Genomic DNA, 17312 nt, shown 5'->3' on the forward strand with positions numbered 1-17312 from the left:
GATGCTACTAGACATCAAGCATCGACTGGGAGGATGAGACCATGACCGATACCCCGCTTTGGCGTCCGGACCCTGATGAGCTGGCGCACAGCCCCTGGATGCGGTTTGCCCGGTTTGCCGGCGCGCGCGCGGGGCGGGCGCTCGAAGACCCGCAGGCGCTGCACGCCTGGTCGGTCGAGGACCGCGCGGGCTTCTGGTCGGCGGTCTGGGATTTCTGCCAGGTCAAGGGCGACAAGGGCGGGCGTATTCTCGACAATGGCGACGCCATGCCCGGCGCCCGCTTCTTCCCCGACGCAAACCTCAATTTCGCCGAGAACCTTCTGAGCCGCAGCGGCGCCGAGCCCGCGATCCTGTTCCGCGCCGAGGACCAGACCCGTCGCGCCATGACCTGGCTCGAACTTCACGCGCTGGTCTCGCGCCTGCAGCAGGCCTTCCGCGCCCGTGGTGTGAAAAAGGGCGACCGCATCGCCGCGATGATGCCGAACATGCCCGAAACCGTCGCCTGCATGCTGGCCTCAGCCTCGATCGGGGCGATCTGGTCCTCCTGCTCGCCCGATTTCGGCGTGCAGGGCGTGCTCGACCGCTTCGGCCAGATCGAGCCGAAACTGTTCATCGCCGCCGACGGCTACTGGTACAATGGCAAGCGCCAGGACATCACCGCCAAGCTGGTCGAGATCGCCGCCGCCTTGAAGCCCGAGGCCACGCTGATCGTGCCGCTCACCGGCGACGGCCATGCGGTCGCGGCCGCCGTGGCGGGCGCCTGGGCGCTCGAGGATTTTCTCGACGGCCACCCGGCGGGCGACGTCACCTTCGAGCGGCTGCCGTTCTCGCACCCGCTCTATATCCTGTTCTCGTCGGGCACCACCGGCATCCCCAAATGCATCGTCCATTCCGCCGGCGGCACGCTGCTGCAGCACCTGAAGGAACACCGGCTCCATTGCGGGCTGGAGCCGGGCGAGCGGCTGTTCTACTTCACCACCTGCGGCTGGATGATGTGGAACTGGCTGGTCTCGGGCCTCGCCGTCGGCGCCACGCTCTGCCTCTATGACGGCTCGCCCTTCCACCCCGACGGCAATGTCCTGTTCGACTATGCCGTCGAGGAGCGGTTCACCGTGTTCGGGACGTCGGCCAAGTTCATCGACGCGGTGCGCAAGGCGGGCCTCGAACCTGTGAAGACTCATGACCTTTCGTCGCTCCGGCTCGTGACGTCGACCGGCTCGCCGCTGTCGCCCGAAGGGTTCAGCTTCGTCTATTCCGGCATCAAGCCCGACGTGCATCTCGCCTCGATCTCGGGCGGCACCGACATCGTCTCCTGCTTCGTGCTCGGCAATCCGGCATTGCCGGTCTACACCGGCGAGATCCAGGGCCCCGGCCTCGGCATGGCGGTCGATGTCTGGGACGAGGACGGCAGGTCCGTCACCGGCGAAAAGGGCGAACTGGTCTGCACCAAACCGTTTCCGGCCATGCCGATCGGCTTCTGGAACGACAGGGACGGCGCCAGATACCACGCCGCCTATTTCGAGCGCTTCGACAATGTCTGGACCCATGGCGATTTCGCCGAATGGACCGGCCACCACGGCATCGTCATCCACGGCCGCTCGGACGCGACCCTCAACCCCGGCGGCGTGCGCATCGGCACCGCGGAAATCTACAACCAGGTCGAACAGATGGACGAGGTGGTTGAGGCCATCTGCATCGGCCAGGACTGGGAGGACGATGTCCGCGTCGTCCTGTTCGTGCGCCTGGCCGACGGCGTTACCCTCGACGAGGATCTCAAATCCCGCATCCGCACCAAAATCCGCACCGGCGCCTCCCCCCGCCACGTGCCGGCGAAGATCATCGCCGTCACCGACATCCCCCGCACCAAATCCGGCAAGATCACCGAACTCGCCGTCCGCGACGTGGTCCACGGCCGCACGGTCAAGAACAAGGAAGCGCTCGCGAACCCCGAGGCGCTGGCGCTGTTTGAGGGGCTGGAGGAGTTGAGGGGGTAGGTCGGTTAGGCGACACTGGAGGTTTGCTTTGCGCCTCCATTATGGACGATCGGTTTGCCGACGACTGATCCCAAAACTAGTCATTCCTTTAAAGGCGGATATCGGAGCGGGTCGCTTTCTCCAACTGCGGGCAGGTCGCTTCCGCCAGGGACTGGAGTATGGTATGGCGCGCATGAAAGTGGTTGAACATCACAGGAACAGGCGCCGCCCTCTTCCATTAACTTTTCAGAGATATAGAATGACTTCCTGGTGATTTGGCGCAAATCACCTTCGGGGGCTTTGGAAGGCGTCGTAACATGGCATCGGCACAACAACTTATCGGGCTCGTCAAGAGTCATGCCGAAGGTGACGAAGAGCGCTTCTTCGATCTTGCCATGCAGCTTGCTGCCGCTGAAGACCAGAAAGGGCATACAAGGCTTGCCGAGCAACTGCGGCAATGGGCGGAGGCTAGTCGGACGCAGCCCAAGCCTGCCGCGGCAAAACCGACGCCGCTGGCGGCACCACGCGGTGATCTCGCCGGTTTCCTAGATGCGAGCTATCCCTCTACACGGCTCAGTGATGTCATTTTGCCGTTCCATCTCGAGGACGAGCTCAGTCACATTGTCACCGAAACCCGCATGCGGGAGAGGCTGGAGGAAAAGGGGTTGCGGCCGCGCCGGCGGCTCCTGTTTGCCGGCCCGCCCGGGACCGGGAAGACCTTGAGTGCGGCGGCCTTGGCTGGTGAATTGAGGTTTCCTCTTTTTACCGTGCTGCTGCATGGGCTGATCACAAAATTCATGGGCGAGACCGCTCAGAAGCTACGCATGATTTTCGATGCGGTTCGCACGACGCGAGGCGTGTACCTGTTCGACGAGATCGACGCGCTTGCTGCAGCGCGGGGCGCTGAAAATGATATTGGAGAGGCACGCCGCATCCTCAATTCGTTCCTGCAATTCCTCGACGAGGATACAGGTCCGTCGATCATCGTCGCTACTACCAATCTTCCGGAGATCTTGGATCGGGCAGTGCTGCGTCGCTTCGATCTGGTGTTGCCCTACGAAATGCCGAAGGGTGCGGCGATTGAAAAGGCATTGCGCCGCCGGTTGATCGGTTTCGATGCCAACAATGTCGATTGGGCAAATGTGGCGCACCATGCAGAGGGATTGTCGACCGCCGATGTTGTCGCCGCGGCGGAGGACGCCGCAAGACGAGCAGTATTGGCTAATCAGGAGAGCATCGAGACAACATCACTCGTTGCGTCCTTGGATCGCCGCCGCTCACTGCATGGAATAGGGGGAATGGGCGGGGATGCCGAGGGATCGCAAACACTTCATTCTGCAAGGCTTAGGAAAAGCCCAGCTCTTCAAGGCAAAAGGCCGCGGATCGTCAAAAAGGCCAAGTGATGTCGCCAACCGTGCCGCCCATGCTCAGGCACTTCTCCAAGCGCTCGATCATCTCCCGAACCTAGCCGCCGAAAATCGGCCCGGCCTCTACCTTGACGTCGAAGGGCGGCCGGGAGAGGTGATGGTGACGTCCGGCCTCGATGCCAGTGGCCTGACGCTCCTGAAGGTGCAGCCGGCAGCAGGTGATCAGCAACCGGCACGCGCGACCGTGTTTGCCTCAGGAAACGGCATCGACAAGCTTCGGCATAAAGTCACCGACTTCGGCGAGAAGGACCGAACCAAGAAGGACGGAACGGAAGGTCGGCCCTACAACGCCGATCTTGTCCAGAGCATCGGGGCGATTGTCGAAGCGGGTTTGCGAGCGTTGTGGCGTAGCCCCAATCAAAAGTTTCCCGACGGCACTGATTCGCACCCCTGGGAAATCTGGCTCGACAAGGAAGCGGCAGCCGGTTTCATTGCCGGCGCTCCCGACTACGGCGTTGCCATCAGCGCCGATCACCTAGAATTTCCAGAAGACATCGTCGTCATCGGCACGGCTACCTGCGATGCTCTGGCCGTGGCGGTGCGCCGGTTGGCAGGCGTTCGTGCGTTGGCGGCTCCTACCGTCACGGCGGACTATTTCGACGCGCTCGAAATTGAGGAGCAGGCTGAATGGGTGAATGACGTGGTCAGCAGGGCGACGTTCGACGGGGGCGGCGATCCCAATTACATCACCCTGCTCGACCGCGGCGTCAGCAGGGCGCATCCGCTGATCGCTCCTGCGCTGGCAGTCGGGGATCGCCATGCGGCAGAGCCGGCATGGGGGCTAGAAGATGGGGTTGGCCATGGTACTCAGCTCGCCGGCCTCGCTCTCTTCGGCGACCTCACCACGGCATTGCAGACGATGAATCCCATCCAGGTTCGGCACCGGCTGGAGTCGGCCAAGATCATTCCGGACGCCGGACACAATCCCCATCACCTTCTTGGTGCGGTCACGCGCAAAGGCATCAATGCCGCCGAGGCGACCGGGAACCGCCGGCGCACCTTCACGTTGGCAACGACCACAGAGGACGATACCCCCCACGATGGAGCACCTACGTCATGGTCGAGTGAGATCGACCAGTTGGCCTCTGGTGTGTCTGGCGACACGAAGATCAAGCGCTTGATCTTGGTGGCCGCCGGCAACACCGACCAGAACCAGTTCGGCAATAACGACTACTTGGCGGTCTGCGATCTTCCCAATAACGAGGTTGAATCGCCTGCTCACGCCTGGAACGCAGTCTGCATCGGCGCCTATACGGAGAAGAACATGTTGCCAGCCGGAGAGGTGGGTTTACCGCTTGCACCAGTTGGCGACCTTGCCCCATCCTCGCGGACGGCCAGTTGGTCATCGCACTGGCCGCTGAAGCCCGACGTCGTCTTTGAAGGCGGTAACTGGCTGGTTGACGGTGCTCCTCCACCGATGAAGCATCCAGCGCTGTCGCTTCTCACTACCGATCATCAGTACCCGCAGCGCGCCTTCACGACCACAGGCGAAACGAGCGGTGCCACAGCGCTGGCGGCACGGGCGGTGACCGAGATCTGGTCGGACTACCCCGACCTTTGGCCGGAGACCATTCGCGCCCTGTTCGTTTCCTCTGCTCGCTGGACTCCTCAGATGATGAGCCACCTTCCGGCCAACCCAGCTAAGGGGGATTATGCGCCGTTGTTCAAGCGCTATGGATATGGCGTTCCCGATCTTGATCGAGCGCGCCGAAGTGCTTCAAATGCCCTGACCCTCATCGTGCAGGATACAATCAGGCCGTACCGAAAGGCAGAAAAGCCATCGGCGCAGCATGTCCACAATGAGATGAAGGTGTTCGAGTTGCCGTGGCCGGTCGAGGAATTGAGGAAACTCGTTCAAAGCCCTGTGAAGCTGCGCGTTGCGCTCAGCACTTTTATCGACCCGAACCCGTCCGAGCCGGCGCGAGGTTCCAAATTTCGATATGCCTCGCACAATCTGCGCTTCAAGCTGAACCGGCCCAACGAGGACCAGGTCGCGTTCTTGGCGCGAATCAGCAAAGCTGCCGAGCAGTCGGATGGCCCGACCATCGAGGAAGATGACAATTGGACCTTTGGCCGCAACCGCCGTGATGTTGGATCGCTTCACATTGATGAACTAGCGTGCCCGGCATCCGATCTGGCTCGCCGCAATCTGATCGCGGTACATCCTGTTGCAGGCTGGTGGAAGACTAAGACCGTTCCCGATCCGCAGGATCTCATTGCCCGCTTTTCGCTGATCGTGGAAATCGATGCCGGCGAGAGTGATGCTGAACTCTATGCCGAGGTCCAGGCAGCCATTGATATGCTCAATGTCGTCGAGAACGTCGTCTGAGGACTTCGAATGGAGCGCAAACCACCAACATCTCGCCGCACGACCCGGCGGCGCAGGTTACATTGTCGGCCCGAAAGCTCGATTGCCGAACGGCGGCTATCCGATAAATCCGGCCCATAGCAGCCAGCCCGGTTTCGTCCCCATCCAGCCTCCCACCCCTTAACAAACCCCTACCGCCGATTTTAACCACGTGCGGCAAAGGTTTCGCATATCAGTAAAATCTTACGGAAGCCGGCAAGACCCCGGTAAGGGTTGGCGGGGTTTACTCGGGTCAACCTTGGAGAGCTCTGCTTTCCCGGTGATGGACAGCACAGACAGATTTGGACGGGGACCCTTGCGGGCTCCCCGTTTTTTTATGCGCGGGCAGGCACGTTTATAAGCAGGCAGGCATGCGCCGGCCTCAGTCGGCGAGCACGCGCTGCGGCGGGAACGAGATCGAGACCAGCGTGCCTTCGCTCGGGGTCGAGACGATGTCGAACTGGGCGCGGTTGGCCTCCACCATCGCCTTGGTGAGCGGCAGGCCGAGGCCTGTGCCGTCGCCGCGCTGGCGCGGGCCGGGGCCCACCTGGCCGAACGGCTTCATCGCCTGTTCGAGCTCCTTGCGGTTCATGCCGATGCCGGTGTCGCGGATGCGGATGACGACGGCGCCCGAGGGCTCGTAGGAGGTCGAGACCACGATCTGCCCGCCCGACGGCGTGAAGCGGATCGCGTTCGAGAGCAGGTTGAGCGCGATCTGCTTGATCGAGCGGCGGTCGGCCACCACGTCGGGCACGCTCGCCGACAGGCTGGTGCGGATGATCACCCGCTGGCTGTTGGCCATCGGCTGCAACAGCGACACGCTCTCGGCCAGATGGTCGTTGAGCGAGACCGCCACGAATTCGAGCTGCTCCTGGCCGGATTCGATCTTGGAAATGTCGAGCAGGTCATTGACGATGTCGAGCACATGCTTGCCCGAATTGCCGATGTCATGGGCATATTCGAGATAGCGCGGGCTGCCGATCGGGCCGAAGCGCTCCTCCACCATCATTTCGGAGAATCCGATGATGGCGTTGAGCGGCGTGCGGATCTCGTGGCTCACGCGGGCGAGGAAATCCGACTTGTGCGAGTTCGCCGTCTCGGCCGCGCGCTTGGCGGTGCGCAGCTCGTCCTCGGTGCGCTTCCACTGGGTGATGTCGCGCAGCACCGCGCAATAGCCGTTGGAGCCCGACAGCCGGCCGATGGTCATGAACAGCGGCAGGAAGCCGCCGGACGCCTCGCGGCCGATCACTTCGCGCCCGTCATTGAGCACGCTCGAGACGCCGTGCTCGGCAAGGCCGGAGACATAGTCCATCACCGCGCGCTGGCTCTCATGGGCAAACAGCATGGCAAAGGGCTCGCCGCGGGTCTCGCCCTCGTCATAGTTGAACAGCGCGCAGGCCGAGCCGTTCATCGAGCGGATGGTGCCGTCATGGTCGAGGATCACCACGCCGTCGGTGGCGGTCTCCAGGATCGAGCGCAGCTCCTGCGCCTCGATCCTGAGCGCTTCGGCCTCGGCATTGTCTGCGCCCTCGGCACGGCTGTCGCCAGTGAGGGGCAGGGCGGCCGGGGTTGCGTCGGCCGGGCCGGTTTCGTCGGTTGCCGGCAGGGCCGGGGCCGCCTCGTCGGGCGAGCCGGCGGCGGCGAAAGCGGCGTCGTCGTCAGCTGGGTCGGTCTCGGGGGCAGCCTCGGGGAGCGGCGCCAGCGCCAGAAGCAGCGCCTGGCCGGTGCCCCAGTTGACCGAGCGCAGCCGCGCGGTGACCATGCCTGCGCCGCCGTCGCCGCGGCGGATCAGCAGCCCGCCATCGGTGGCGGCGGTCGCGTCATCGGGGCGGTCGAGCAGGTGGTCGAGCCCGCCGGCATCGGCCAGCGCCTCGAGCGAGGCATAGCCGGTCAGCTCCAGGAATTCGGCATTGGCGTGGATCAGGCGCTCGCCCGCATGCACCAGCAGCGCGGCCGGAATGGCATCGACCAGTGAGGCGTCGAGATTGGCCTGCACCCGTGCCGGCAGCGCAAAGGCCGAGGGCACCGCCGCAGGCGCCTGCGGCCGGATCCATTCGCTCCGGGGCTTGGGGGCCTCGGCTGCGGCATCCTGCGGCGCGTCGGCGGCGGGGGCATCCGTGGTCGCGGGCTCCGTGGCAGACTCCTCCATGCCGGCGGCCTCGGCCTCCCGTGTATCCCCGGCGCCGTGGGGCTCCGCGTCCTGGGGGCCGGCGTCGCCGTCGGTCGTGCCGGTGTCGTCGCCGGGCAGGTCGCCCGAGCTGATATCGTCTTCGGCGGGCAGGCCGGAAAAATCGATCTCGATGTCACGGGGCTCGTCGCCGGCTGCCGGTGCCTGGCGTTTGCCGAACACCGGCCGGGCGTCGCCGTCGCCAAATGCGTCTGGCGCATCAGGGGCGGACAGGTCGGGCTCCGCCGTGTCGGAGGCGTCCGGCTGCGGCTGCGCGGCTTCGCTCAGCCGTGCGCCGATTTCGCGGAAGGCCGCCTGTTCGCCCGGGGACAGGCCGTCGCGCGGGCGCGCCCGGCGCGTTTCCAGGTCGATGACCTTGTCGCTGTCGCGCCGCATCGGGGTTTCGACCAGCCGGATCGCCGGCCGCTCGCCGCGGAACGGATCTTCCGGATCGATCGCATCGGACCAGGAGGCCCCGTCTTCGGGCGTGGCCGGATCTTCGTCGCCGGCGCCGTCCAGGCGGACCAGATCGTCGAGGTCCTGTTCGGCCTCGCGCAGTTCGAGATCTGCCTCGTCGTCGTCGTGGGGGGTGTCGAATTCCGACCAGTCGGTCTCGTCGGTCTCTGGCGCGGGCGCGTCGGCGCTTGACGCGGGTTCCACGGGGGAGGGGGGCTGCGCGCGCGAGCGGATCTGCGCGCCCGGCACCAGCGCCAGGCCCAGCGCCTCGGGATCGGGCCGGGTCTCGCCCAGCCGGACGATGCCGAAGCCGCGGAAGCCGTCGAACTGGCGGTCGCGGGTATAGGTCGGCAAGGCGGCGAGATCCACCGGCGTCGACAGCGCGGTGCCCTGGATCGGCCAGTACACGGTCTTGCCCGACCAGGTGTCGCGGCGGTTGAGAAGGTCGGCGATCACGTGATCGGGGTCGAGATTGAACACGCGCGCCAGATCCGGGAAGCTGCGCCCAAGGATGTCGGCGGAATTCGGCCCGACGGCCGCGGCAAATTCGGGCGAGACTTCGCTGAACTTGCCCTCGCGGTTGATCTTCCAGACAAAGCGCGCCGGCCGGGCCTCGGGGTCGAAACGGAACGTGTCCGCCGCGTGGGCCGCAGCCATGTCCACGCCTTCCGCGTGGAGCATGCCAGCGCCGGATCGAGCTGCATCGGACCGGGGCGCGTCTTCCCGCTCCGCCTCCGCCGCGGCCGTTTCGGCGTGGGCGGCGGTATCGCCAGCGGGTTGCGGGGTTGCCTCGGCACTCGCATCTGGCTCCTCGGCTGGGATGGATGGCTCGCCGGGTTCGTCCTGTTCGGTGGATGCGTCGTCCGCCGGCGCACGCGTTGCGGTCAGGGCGGCATCATCCTCGACCGCCAGGCGCGCGTCTTCGGCGCCGGTGTCCGGGCTGTTTTCGGCTGCCCCGACCGTAGTGTCCATGCGCGCGCCGTCTTCGGCAGTCGCGTCTTCGGGGGCGGCCTCCCCGCGGGCGGTCGCCTCCTGGGTGTCGAGGGGTTCGGGCGCATCGTCGGCTTCGCCGTCATTGTCCGCGAGACCGACGACGAGATTGCGGGCCTCGGCGAAGGGCGGCGGCACGTCGCGCTCGGCGCGGGCCTGTTCGGCCTGGGCCTTCTCCAGCCGGGCATTGAGTTCGGCACGGATACGGCTGATGTCGAAGCGCACCGGCTTTGGGGCCTGCGTCTCCCGCGCCTGTGTCTCCGGCGCCGTTTCGGCCGGCCGGGCGCTGTGCGCGGCCGCGCCGTCGCGGTCGTCGCCGGCGGCCTGCTTCGAAGCCCCGAGATCCGGGGAGGAGAGGGCGCCGGCGGTGGCGAAGCCATCGGCTGCGGAGCTGTCGTGGCCGTTCGGATCCAGTGTCAATTCGGTTTCGGCCTCGGGCGCGGGATCGGCGCCGCGGTCTTCCGCCGCGTCCCCGGCCTCGTCCTGCGGCGGTTCGACGGCGAACAGCAGATGCAGCGCCGGATCGTCGGCCAGCCGGCCGATCGCCGCCGGCATCGCGCCGATGCGCGCCTGCGTCATGCGCTTGACCAGGCGGTCGCCGGCGCCTGCCACGTCGGCCACCATCCGGGCGATCTCGCCGGGCGCAAGCCCGATGCGGTCGAAGGTGCTGGTCGCGGCCAGCACAATTCCGTCGCGGTCGAGCACCGCCACATGGGTGCCGGTTCCCTCGAAACCGGAAATGATGCGGCGCGCCCGCGCCCCCGGCGCGAGGATCGTGCCGGCCTGGCTGCTGGTCATCAGCAGCGCCCGCGCGCCGTCCGGCAGGGTGATGTCTTCAAGCGTCGCCGGCGTCATCGCCCGCGCAAAGCCCGAGGCCATCCGCATCATGAAGGTCTGCGGCCGTCCGGTGCGCCGCAGGGCGCTGAGCGCGCTTTCGATCTGCCGCTGCGTCGCGGTGCGGCCGCCCAAGCCGTCGTCGAGTGCGTCGTAGATATTGTCGAAGCCCAGCAGGTCCGCCGCCGCCCCGTTGGCCCAGAGCACGGCATCGAGGCTCTCGCTCAGCACCGCCACGGCATCGCCCCGCGCGAAACGCTCCCGCACGGACGCGTGCACGGCCAGATCGATAAACGGATAATGGTGAGCCTGCATGGGCGGCATTCCAGTTTCGGTCTGTTTGGCCGGTCCCGGCCCTGCGTGGGCCCAAGGGGCCGTTAAGGTTTGATTAATAGCTTTCGCGCCGGCACCGGTCCAGCAAGGCACGGACTTGCGGCGAGGATTTGTCAATAAACGGTTAACGCCCCGTCTTGTTTCCATGGTGCGGTGCACAATAATATTGCAATGCACCATTCATTATGTTATATACTCCTCATGAACCAGAAAAGGGGCCATGAGCGGTCCCGTAATCCTTCAAGGAGAAGTGACATGGCGACCAAGAAAACCGCAAGCACTGCAGACATCTTCGAGTTTCCGGCTTTCGACATGACCAAGATGGCCGACGGCTACCGCGAAATGGCCGACAAGTCGGTCAACCAGACCAAGGAAACCTATGCCAAGGTCAAGTCGGCTGCCGAGGAAGCCACCAAGGCAATCGAGGCCACGCTCGAAAGCGCCCAGGCCGGCACCGTCGAGCTCAGCCTCAAGGCGATCGACGCCACCCGCGGCAATGTCGAGCACTCGCTCGCCCACATGGAAGCCCTGCTCGGCGTCAAGTCGGTCGCGCAGATGATCGAGCTTCAGACCAGCTTTTTCCGCAAGCAGGCCGAAATGATGGTCGACCAGGCCAAGATGATGCAGGAAGCCGGCCGCAAGGTGGCCGAAGACGTGACCAAGCCTGCCAAGACCGTGGCCGAAAAGACCATGAAGGACCTGAAGGTCGCCTGAAGCCTCTGAAGCGCCCGACATCCGGGCCATCGCCGAAGCTGTGTTTTGATCAAGGCCGGGCGCACGCGTCCGGCCTTTTGCCTTGTCCGGCAGGCCGCGACTTCAAAAACCGTGGGAGAGGCCTGAACCCTCTTGCAAAATCGGCTCCATCCCCGTATGTGAGCGGCAACACGGCGGCCAGGACATGATCCCGGTCCCGGACTCGTGCGATTGTAGCTCAGTTGGTTAGAGCGCCGGATTGTGGATCCGGAGGTCGGTGGTTCGAGCCCACCCAATCGTACCACTCCCTTTCACTGCTGCTCCGCTGCGGACCTGGTTCGGTTTGCTTGGCATCCCGATTCTGTCGGCCTTGCCGGCTTTTCAACCGTGTTCATCCGTGCTTGACTGCCTGACGCGGCATGGTTGTAGCGTTGGGGGCGAAGCATGGTGCGTTTTCGTGGTGCTTTGGTAGGGTGTTGCCTGTTCTTGTCGGCCTGTGTTGCGGCGCCGACGATTACCAGCAGCTTCAATCCGCAAGAAGCGGAGTTCATCAACAGGCAGGGGTCGGGCTCGATCTCCGGCCAGGCATTTCTCCGGCGCAATGACGGGATCGTCGTCTATGCCGCCGGGTCCGACGTCGTTCTCATTCCGCGCACGGCCTATGCTACGGAGCGCATGAATGCGCTCTATCGCGGAGGAAAATTCAACAATCTGGTGCCGGATCCCGCCACCACCGACCCGAGATATGTCGAAATGACCCGAAAGACCCGCGCCAACGGGGAAGGGCGGTTTCGCTTCGAAAACCTTGCGGCGGGGCAGTATTATGTCGTCACGTCCGTCTCCTGGCGTGCCGGCGACATGAACCAGGGCGGCAATCTCATGGAGACCGCGACCCTGGCGGACGGGGAAAACCTTGAGCTGATAATGACGGGCCAATAGGCTTTCGTCCCAGGCCTGCTCCAGGCCGAACCGCTCCCGGACACCCCGGGAAGGTCCGGCCGGGCGGGAGGCGGAGATCCTGCGCAAAGCGGCCGGAGGCCGGGCCGGGTGGCGTGCGTCAAAAGGCCTTGAAGGTCAGCATCGTGTGGGTGCGCTCGATGCCGGGGATTGTGTGCACGTTCTCGGCGATGAAGCGGCCGATATCGATGTCGTCCTCGATATAGAACTTCGCCAGAAGGTCATACTCACCGCTCACCGAATAGACCTCGGATGCGATCTCGCGGTTGGCGATCTCGTCGGCCACCGCATAGGCCTGTCCGAGCTTGCACTGGAATTCCACGAAAAAACACTGCATCGCCGGTCTCCTTACGTTTCCAAACAGCTTGGCTGGCATCCCCTTGGAACCACGCCGGCGCATCGGGCGCAAGTGCCAATCCTCGGACAAATACTTTAAGCTTGAAAAAACGCTGGAATTCTCCGTGCCGGCTGGTAAGCTTGCCTTCAAGGGTCAGCAAACAAGGCCTTTCGGGAATACTGCTGCAGGAAACACCCCGATACAAGACGGGTGTGCAGTCAAAGTGGAGAGGAACATCATGAAGAAGCTTATTCTGGGCCTGACAACGGCCGTTTCTGTTGTCGCATGCGTCGCGGCCGCATCCGCGGAGCCGGTCAAGGTCGGCATGATCACCACGCTGTCGGGCGGCGGCGCCTCGCTCGGGATCGATTCCCGCGATGGTTTCCTGCTGGCAATCAAGCAGTCGGGCAACAAGGACGTCGAAGTGATCGTCGAGGACGACGCGCAGAAGCCGGATCTGGCGGTGCAGCTCGCCGACAAGCTGATCCAGTCCGACAAGGTCGACGTGCTCACGGGCATCGTCTGGTCCAACCTCGCCATGGCGGTGGTGCCGTCGGCTGTCGCCCAGGGCAAGTTCTACCTGTCGACCAATGCCGCGCCCTCGCAGCTCGCCGGCGCAGGCTGCAACCCGAACTATTTCTCGGTCTCCTACCAGAACGACAACCTGCATGAAGCCGCTGGCGAATATGCCAATGCCGCGGGCATGAAGAAGGTCTTCATCATGGCGCCGAACTACCCGGCGGGCAAGGATTCGCTGTCCGGGTTCAAGCGCTTCTACAAGGGCGAGGTCGCCAACGAGATCTACACCCAGCTCGGCCAGACCGACTATGCCGCGGAGATCGCTGAAATCCGGGCCTCGGGCGCCGATGGCGTGTTCTTCTTCCTGCCGGGCGGCATGGGCATCTCCTTCATGAAGCAGTATGCCGGCGCCGGCGTCGAAGTGCCGCTGATCGGGCCTGCCTTCTCCTTCGACCAGAACATCCTGCAGGCCGTGGGCGACGCGGCACTCGGCGTCAAGAACACCTCGACCTGGTCCAAGGATCTCGACAACGAGGCCAACAAGGGCTTCGTCGCCGCCTACCAGGCCGAATACAACCGCCTGCCGTCGATCTACGCGGCGCAGGGCTACGACACCGGCAACCTGTTGCTCTCGGCCATGGCGTCTGCTTCCGTCACCGATGCCGATGCCTTCCGCAAGGCGCTCGAAGCCGCCGACTTCAAGTCGGTCCGCGACAAGTTCAGCTTCGGTCCCAACCATCACCCGATCCAGGACATCTATGTCCGCGAGGTGATCAAGGAAGGCGACATCTACACCAACAAGCTGGTCGACACCGCGCTTACCGATCGCGCCGACGCCTACGTCGCCGATTGCAAGATGTGATCCTCCCTTCTCCGATCCGGGCGGCCGCTTCACGCGCCGCCCGGTCCGTTTTCAGCGACTGGCGCGAGCCCGGTAGACGATGACTGTCGCCCTTTTTCTCGAGCAGATGCTCAACGGCCTGCAACTCGGCGTCATGCTGTTCCTGATGGCGGCGGGGCTGACGCTGATCTTCGGTGTCATGGGGCTGATCAACCTGGCCCATGGCTCGCTGTTCATGGTGGGCGGCTTCGTCTGCGCCGCCGTGGCCGCCTGGTCCGGTTCCTTCTGGCTCGGCCTGATCGCCAGCCTCGCCGCTGCCGCAGCCCTTGGCGCGCTGGTCGAAATCGTGGTGATCCGCAGGCTCTACGACCGCGATCACCTCGACCAGGTGCTGGCGACCTTCGCGCTGGTGCTGATGTTTTCCGAAGGCGTGCGCTTCGTTTTTGGCTCGTTTCCGCTCTATCTCGATCCGCCGGCCTTTCTCAGCGGACCCGTGACGCTGCCCGGCGGGCTGCCCTATCCGGCCTACCGGCTGGCGATCATCATCGCAGGCCTGGCGGTCGCAGCGGGCCTTGGCCTCTTGATCAGTCGCACCCGGCTCGGCATGCAGATCCGCGCCGGCGAATCCGACCGCGAGATGATCGCGGCCCTCGGCGTCGACATCCGCTTTCTTTACACCGTCGTCTTTGCGCTCGGCGCGGCGCTTGCCGGCTTCGCCGGCGCGCTGGTCGGTGCCATCCAGTCGGTGCAGATCGGCATGGGCGAGCCGGTGCTGATCCTCGCCTTCGTCGTCATCGTCATCGGCGGCATCGGCTCGATCCGCGGCGCGCTGATCGCAGCGCTGCTCGTCGGCGTGGTCGACACCATGGGCCGACTGCTTCTTCCGATGCTCCTGTCGAACGTGATGCATGCCTCCAACGCCGCAGGCGTCGGCTCGGCGCTCGCCTCGATGCTGATCTATCTGCTGATGGCGGCGGTGCTGGTGTTCAAGCCGAAAGGACTGTTCCCCGCCAATGCGTGATCTCGTCACCGAACACCGGCTCAACATCGTCCTGGCGCTCGTGCTGCTCGCCGGGCCGCTGGTGGCGCATGCCGCCGACGAGCCCTTCATGGTCACGCTCGCCACCCGCGCGGCGATCCTTGCGCTTGCCGGCGTGGGCCTCAACATCGCGCTCGGGCTCGGCGGCCTGGTCTCCTTCGGCCATGCCGCCTTTTTCGGGCTCGGCGGCTATGCGGTGGGGATCCTGGCAAGCCATCACCAGAACTACGAGCCGCTGATGACCTGGCCGTTCCTTGTCAACGGCACCAACCAGATGCTCATCCTGTGGCTGGTGGCGGTGCTGGTGAGCGGGCTTGCCGCGCTGGTGATCGGGGCGCTCAGTCTCAGGACCTCGGGCGTCTATTTCATCATGATCACGCTCGCCTTCGCGCAGATGCTCTATTTCTTCGCGATCTCCTGGCCCGCCTATGGCGGCGAGGACGGCTTGTCGATCTATGTGCGCAACGCCTTTCCCGGCATCAACACGCTGCGCCCGCTCGATTTCTTCCTGCTCTGTTACGCGGTGCTGATGGTCGTGCTGGTCGCGCAATGGCGGATGACCGGCGCGCGCTTCGGCACGGCCCTGCAGGCCGTGCGCCAGAACGAGGGCCGGGTGGCCGCCCTCGGGCTTTCGCCCTACCGGATCCGGCTCGCGGCTTTCGTGATTTCGGGCATGGTCACCGGCCTTGCCGGTGCGCTTTATGTCGATCTCAATCGCTTCGTGAGCCCGTCGATGATGTCCTGGCACCTGTCGGGCGAAATCATGGTGTTCATCATCCTGGGCGGCGTCGCCCGGCTGTTCGGCCCGGTGGTTGGCGCCTGCCTGTTCGTGCTGTTCGAGCATGTGTTCGGCAGCTTTACCGAGCACTGGCAGTTCTTCCTGGGCGCGGCGCTGCTTGCCGTCGTGCTGTTCGCTCGCGGCGGCTTCATCGGCGTGGTGGCGGGGAGGGCGCGCCATGACTGAGCCGGTGCTCGAAATCAGGGATCTCAGCAAATCCTTCGGCGCGCTCAGGGTGACCGACGGCGTCAATCTCGATGTCCGGCCCGGCGAAATCCATGCACTGATCGGCCCCAACGGCGCCGGCAAGTCGAGCCTGATCAAGCTGGTCGCCGGCGAAATCGCCGCCAATTCCGGCTCGATCCGGTTCGCGGGCCAGGAGATCACCGGCTTCGACCAGATCGCCCGCGCGCGGCTCGGGCTCACCCGAACCTTCCAGGTGTCGTCGCTGATCCCGGAATTCTCCGCCCGCGGCAATGTCATGTTCGCGGCCCAGGCGCGGCGCCGTTCGGTGTTCGGTTTCCTGGGGCAGGTCGCGCGCGACCCGGAACTGGTCGACGAGGCCATGCAGGCACTCGAACGCGTGGGCCTTGCCGATCGCGCCGGCGTGCGCGTGAGCGAACTCTCCCACGGCGAGAAGCGGCTTCTCGAAATCGCCATGGCGCTTGCCATGCGGCCGCGCATCTTCCTGATGGACGAGCCGATGGCGGGCCTGGGCCAGGAAGGTTCGGCCAGGCTCGTGGGATTCCTCGACAAGCTGCGAAGCGAGGCGCCGATCCTGCTGATCGAGCACGACATGGATGCCGTTTTCCAACTGGCCGACCGGATCTCCGTGCTGGTCGCCGGCCGCATCATCGCCCGTGGCACGGCCGACGAGATCCGCAATCATCCGGATGTGCGCGCCGCCTATCTCGGGGAGGACGAGGCATGAGCCTTCTCGAAGTGAGCCGCCTCGAAGCCTTCTACGGCGCCTCGCAGGCCCTGTTCGGCGTCGATCTCGCCTTGGGCCAGGGCGAACTGGTGGCACTGATGGGCCGCAACGGCATGGGCAAGACCACCACCGTGCGCGCCATCACCCGCATGCTGCGCACCACGCGCGGGGCGATCCGCTTCGACGGCCGCGACATCGCCGGCCTGCCCTCGTTCCGCGCGGCGCGGCTCGGCATCGGCCTTGCCCCGGAAGGGCGGCGCTGTTTCGCGGGGTTGACGGTGGCTGAAAACCTGCTCGCCTCGGCGCGCCCCGGTCCCTGGAGCGTCGAGACCGCCACGGCGCTGTTCCCGCGGCTCGGCGAGCGCATGGGGCAGACGGCGGCGACGCTCTCGGGCGGCGAACAGCAGATGCTGGCGATCGCGCGCGCGCTGATGACCAATCCGCGGCTGCTCATCCTCGATGAGGCGACCGAGGGCCTGGCCCCGGTGGTGCGCCAGGAGATCTGGGCCGCGATCGCCAGGCTCAAGCAGGGCGGGCAGTCGATCCTGGTGATCGACAAGGCGTTTTCGGAACTGCGCGCGGTTGCCGACCGCTGCGTCATCCTCGCCCGCGGCCAGAGCGTGTGGACCGGGACGCCCGCGGATCTCAGCCGCGAGATCGAGACCGAGTTCCTCGGCGTCTGAGACGCGC

12 protein-coding genes and 1 tRNA gene are annotated in these 17312 nt (G+C 65.1%); 11 read left to right on the forward strand and 2 right to left on the reverse strand.

The window, feature by feature from the left end; all coding sequences use genetic code 11:
- The first annotated feature begins 41 nt into the window (after positions 1 to 41).
- From AWJ14_RS13010 to AWJ14_RS13020, 3 genes are all read left to right on the forward strand, one after another.
- A complete protein-coding gene (locus tag AWJ14_RS13010; protein WP_066179790.1) occupies positions 42 to 1994 on the forward strand; it encodes an acetoacetate--CoA ligase in 1953 nt (650 codons plus the stop codon).
- 296 nt (positions 1995 to 2290) lie between these two features.
- The gene (locus tag AWJ14_RS13015; protein ID WP_066179793.1) at positions 2291 to 3376 is read left to right on the forward strand and encodes an AAA family ATPase; all 1086 of its coding nucleotides are present in this window, start codon (positions 2291 to 2293) and stop codon (positions 3374 to 3376) included.
- Positions 3282 to 5729, forward strand: a complete 2448-nt coding sequence (locus AWJ14_RS13020; protein WP_245304270.1) for a S8 family peptidase — start codon at positions 3282 to 3284, stop codon at positions 5727 to 5729. Before AWJ14_RS13015 ends, AWJ14_RS13020 begins: the two co-directional genes overlap by 95 nt.
- Positions 5730 to 6129: 400 nt before the next feature.
- On the opposite strand, the gene AWJ14_RS22230 is transcribed toward AWJ14_RS13020, so the two are convergent.
- Positions 6130 to 10509, reverse strand: coding sequence for a PAS domain-containing sensor histidine kinase (locus AWJ14_RS22230; RefSeq protein WP_066179799.1), 4380 nt, complete (start codon positions 10507 to 10509; stop codon positions 6130 to 6132).
- A 273-nt stretch (positions 10510 to 10782) separates the two neighbouring features.
- Between AWJ14_RS22230 and AWJ14_RS13030 the strand changes: the two genes are divergently transcribed.
- The 3 genes from AWJ14_RS13030 (at position 10783) to AWJ14_RS13040 (ending at position 12159) form a co-directional block, all read left to right on the forward strand.
- Positions 10783 to 11241: a phasin family protein gene (locus AWJ14_RS13030; protein WP_066179801.1), complete on the forward strand. Its 459-nt coding sequence runs from the start codon at positions 10783 to 10785 to the stop codon at positions 11239 to 11241.
- Positions 11242 to 11447: 206 nt separating this feature from the next.
- Positions 11448 to 11524: transfer RNA gene (locus AWJ14_RS13035), tRNA-His, on the forward strand.
- A 182-nt stretch (positions 11525 to 11706) separates the two neighbouring features.
- Positions 11707 to 12159 (forward strand): hypothetical protein, encoded by a 453-nt coding sequence (locus tag AWJ14_RS13040; protein ID WP_083220248.1) that lies wholly within the window; start codon positions 11707 to 11709, stop codon positions 12157 to 12159.
- A gap of 118 nt (positions 12160 to 12277) precedes the next feature.
- Here the strand turns inward: AWJ14_RS13040 and AWJ14_RS13045 are convergent, their stop codons facing one another.
- Positions 12278 to 12514 (reverse strand): Lrp/AsnC ligand binding domain-containing protein, encoded by a 237-nt coding sequence (locus AWJ14_RS13045; protein WP_066179811.1) that lies wholly within the window; start codon positions 12512 to 12514, stop codon positions 12278 to 12280.
- A 238-nt stretch (positions 12515 to 12752) separates the two neighbouring features.
- On the opposite strand from AWJ14_RS13045, the gene AWJ14_RS13050 reads away from it, so the two are divergent.
- From AWJ14_RS13050 to AWJ14_RS13070, 5 genes are all read left to right on the forward strand, one after another.
- Positions 12753 to 13895 (forward strand): ABC transporter substrate-binding protein, encoded by a 1143-nt coding sequence (locus tag AWJ14_RS13050; RefSeq protein WP_066179815.1) that lies wholly within the window; start codon positions 12753 to 12755, stop codon positions 13893 to 13895.
- Between the two features lie 79 nt (positions 13896 to 13974).
- Entirely contained in the window at positions 13975 to 14895 is a 921-nt protein-coding gene (locus tag AWJ14_RS13055; RefSeq protein ID WP_066179818.1) for a branched-chain amino acid ABC transporter permease, read from the forward strand.
- Positions 14888 to 15877 carry a branched-chain amino acid ABC transporter permease gene (locus tag AWJ14_RS13060; RefSeq protein ID WP_066179822.1) on the forward strand — a complete coding sequence of 330 codons (990 nt, stop codon included), beginning with the start codon at positions 14888 to 14890 and terminating at the stop codon, positions 15875 to 15877. The genes AWJ14_RS13055 and AWJ14_RS13060 overlap by 8 nt, the downstream gene beginning before the upstream one ends.
- Positions 15870 to 16622, forward strand: a complete 753-nt coding sequence (locus AWJ14_RS13065) for an ABC transporter ATP-binding protein (protein ID WP_066179831.1) — start codon at positions 15870 to 15872, stop codon at positions 16620 to 16622. The genes AWJ14_RS13060 and AWJ14_RS13065 overlap by 8 nt, the downstream gene beginning before the upstream one ends.
- Positions 16619 to 17305, forward strand: a complete 687-nt coding sequence (locus AWJ14_RS13070) for an ABC transporter ATP-binding protein (protein WP_066179834.1) — start codon at positions 16619 to 16621, stop codon at positions 17303 to 17305. Before AWJ14_RS13065 ends, AWJ14_RS13070 begins: the two co-directional genes overlap by 4 nt.
- Positions 17306 to 17312: the final 7 nt, after the last annotated feature.

The organism is Parahoeflea olei (assembly GCF_001703635.1).
In the GTDB taxonomy this organism is placed as follows: domain Bacteria; phylum Pseudomonadota; class Alphaproteobacteria; order Rhizobiales; family Rhizobiaceae; genus Hoeflea; species Hoeflea olei.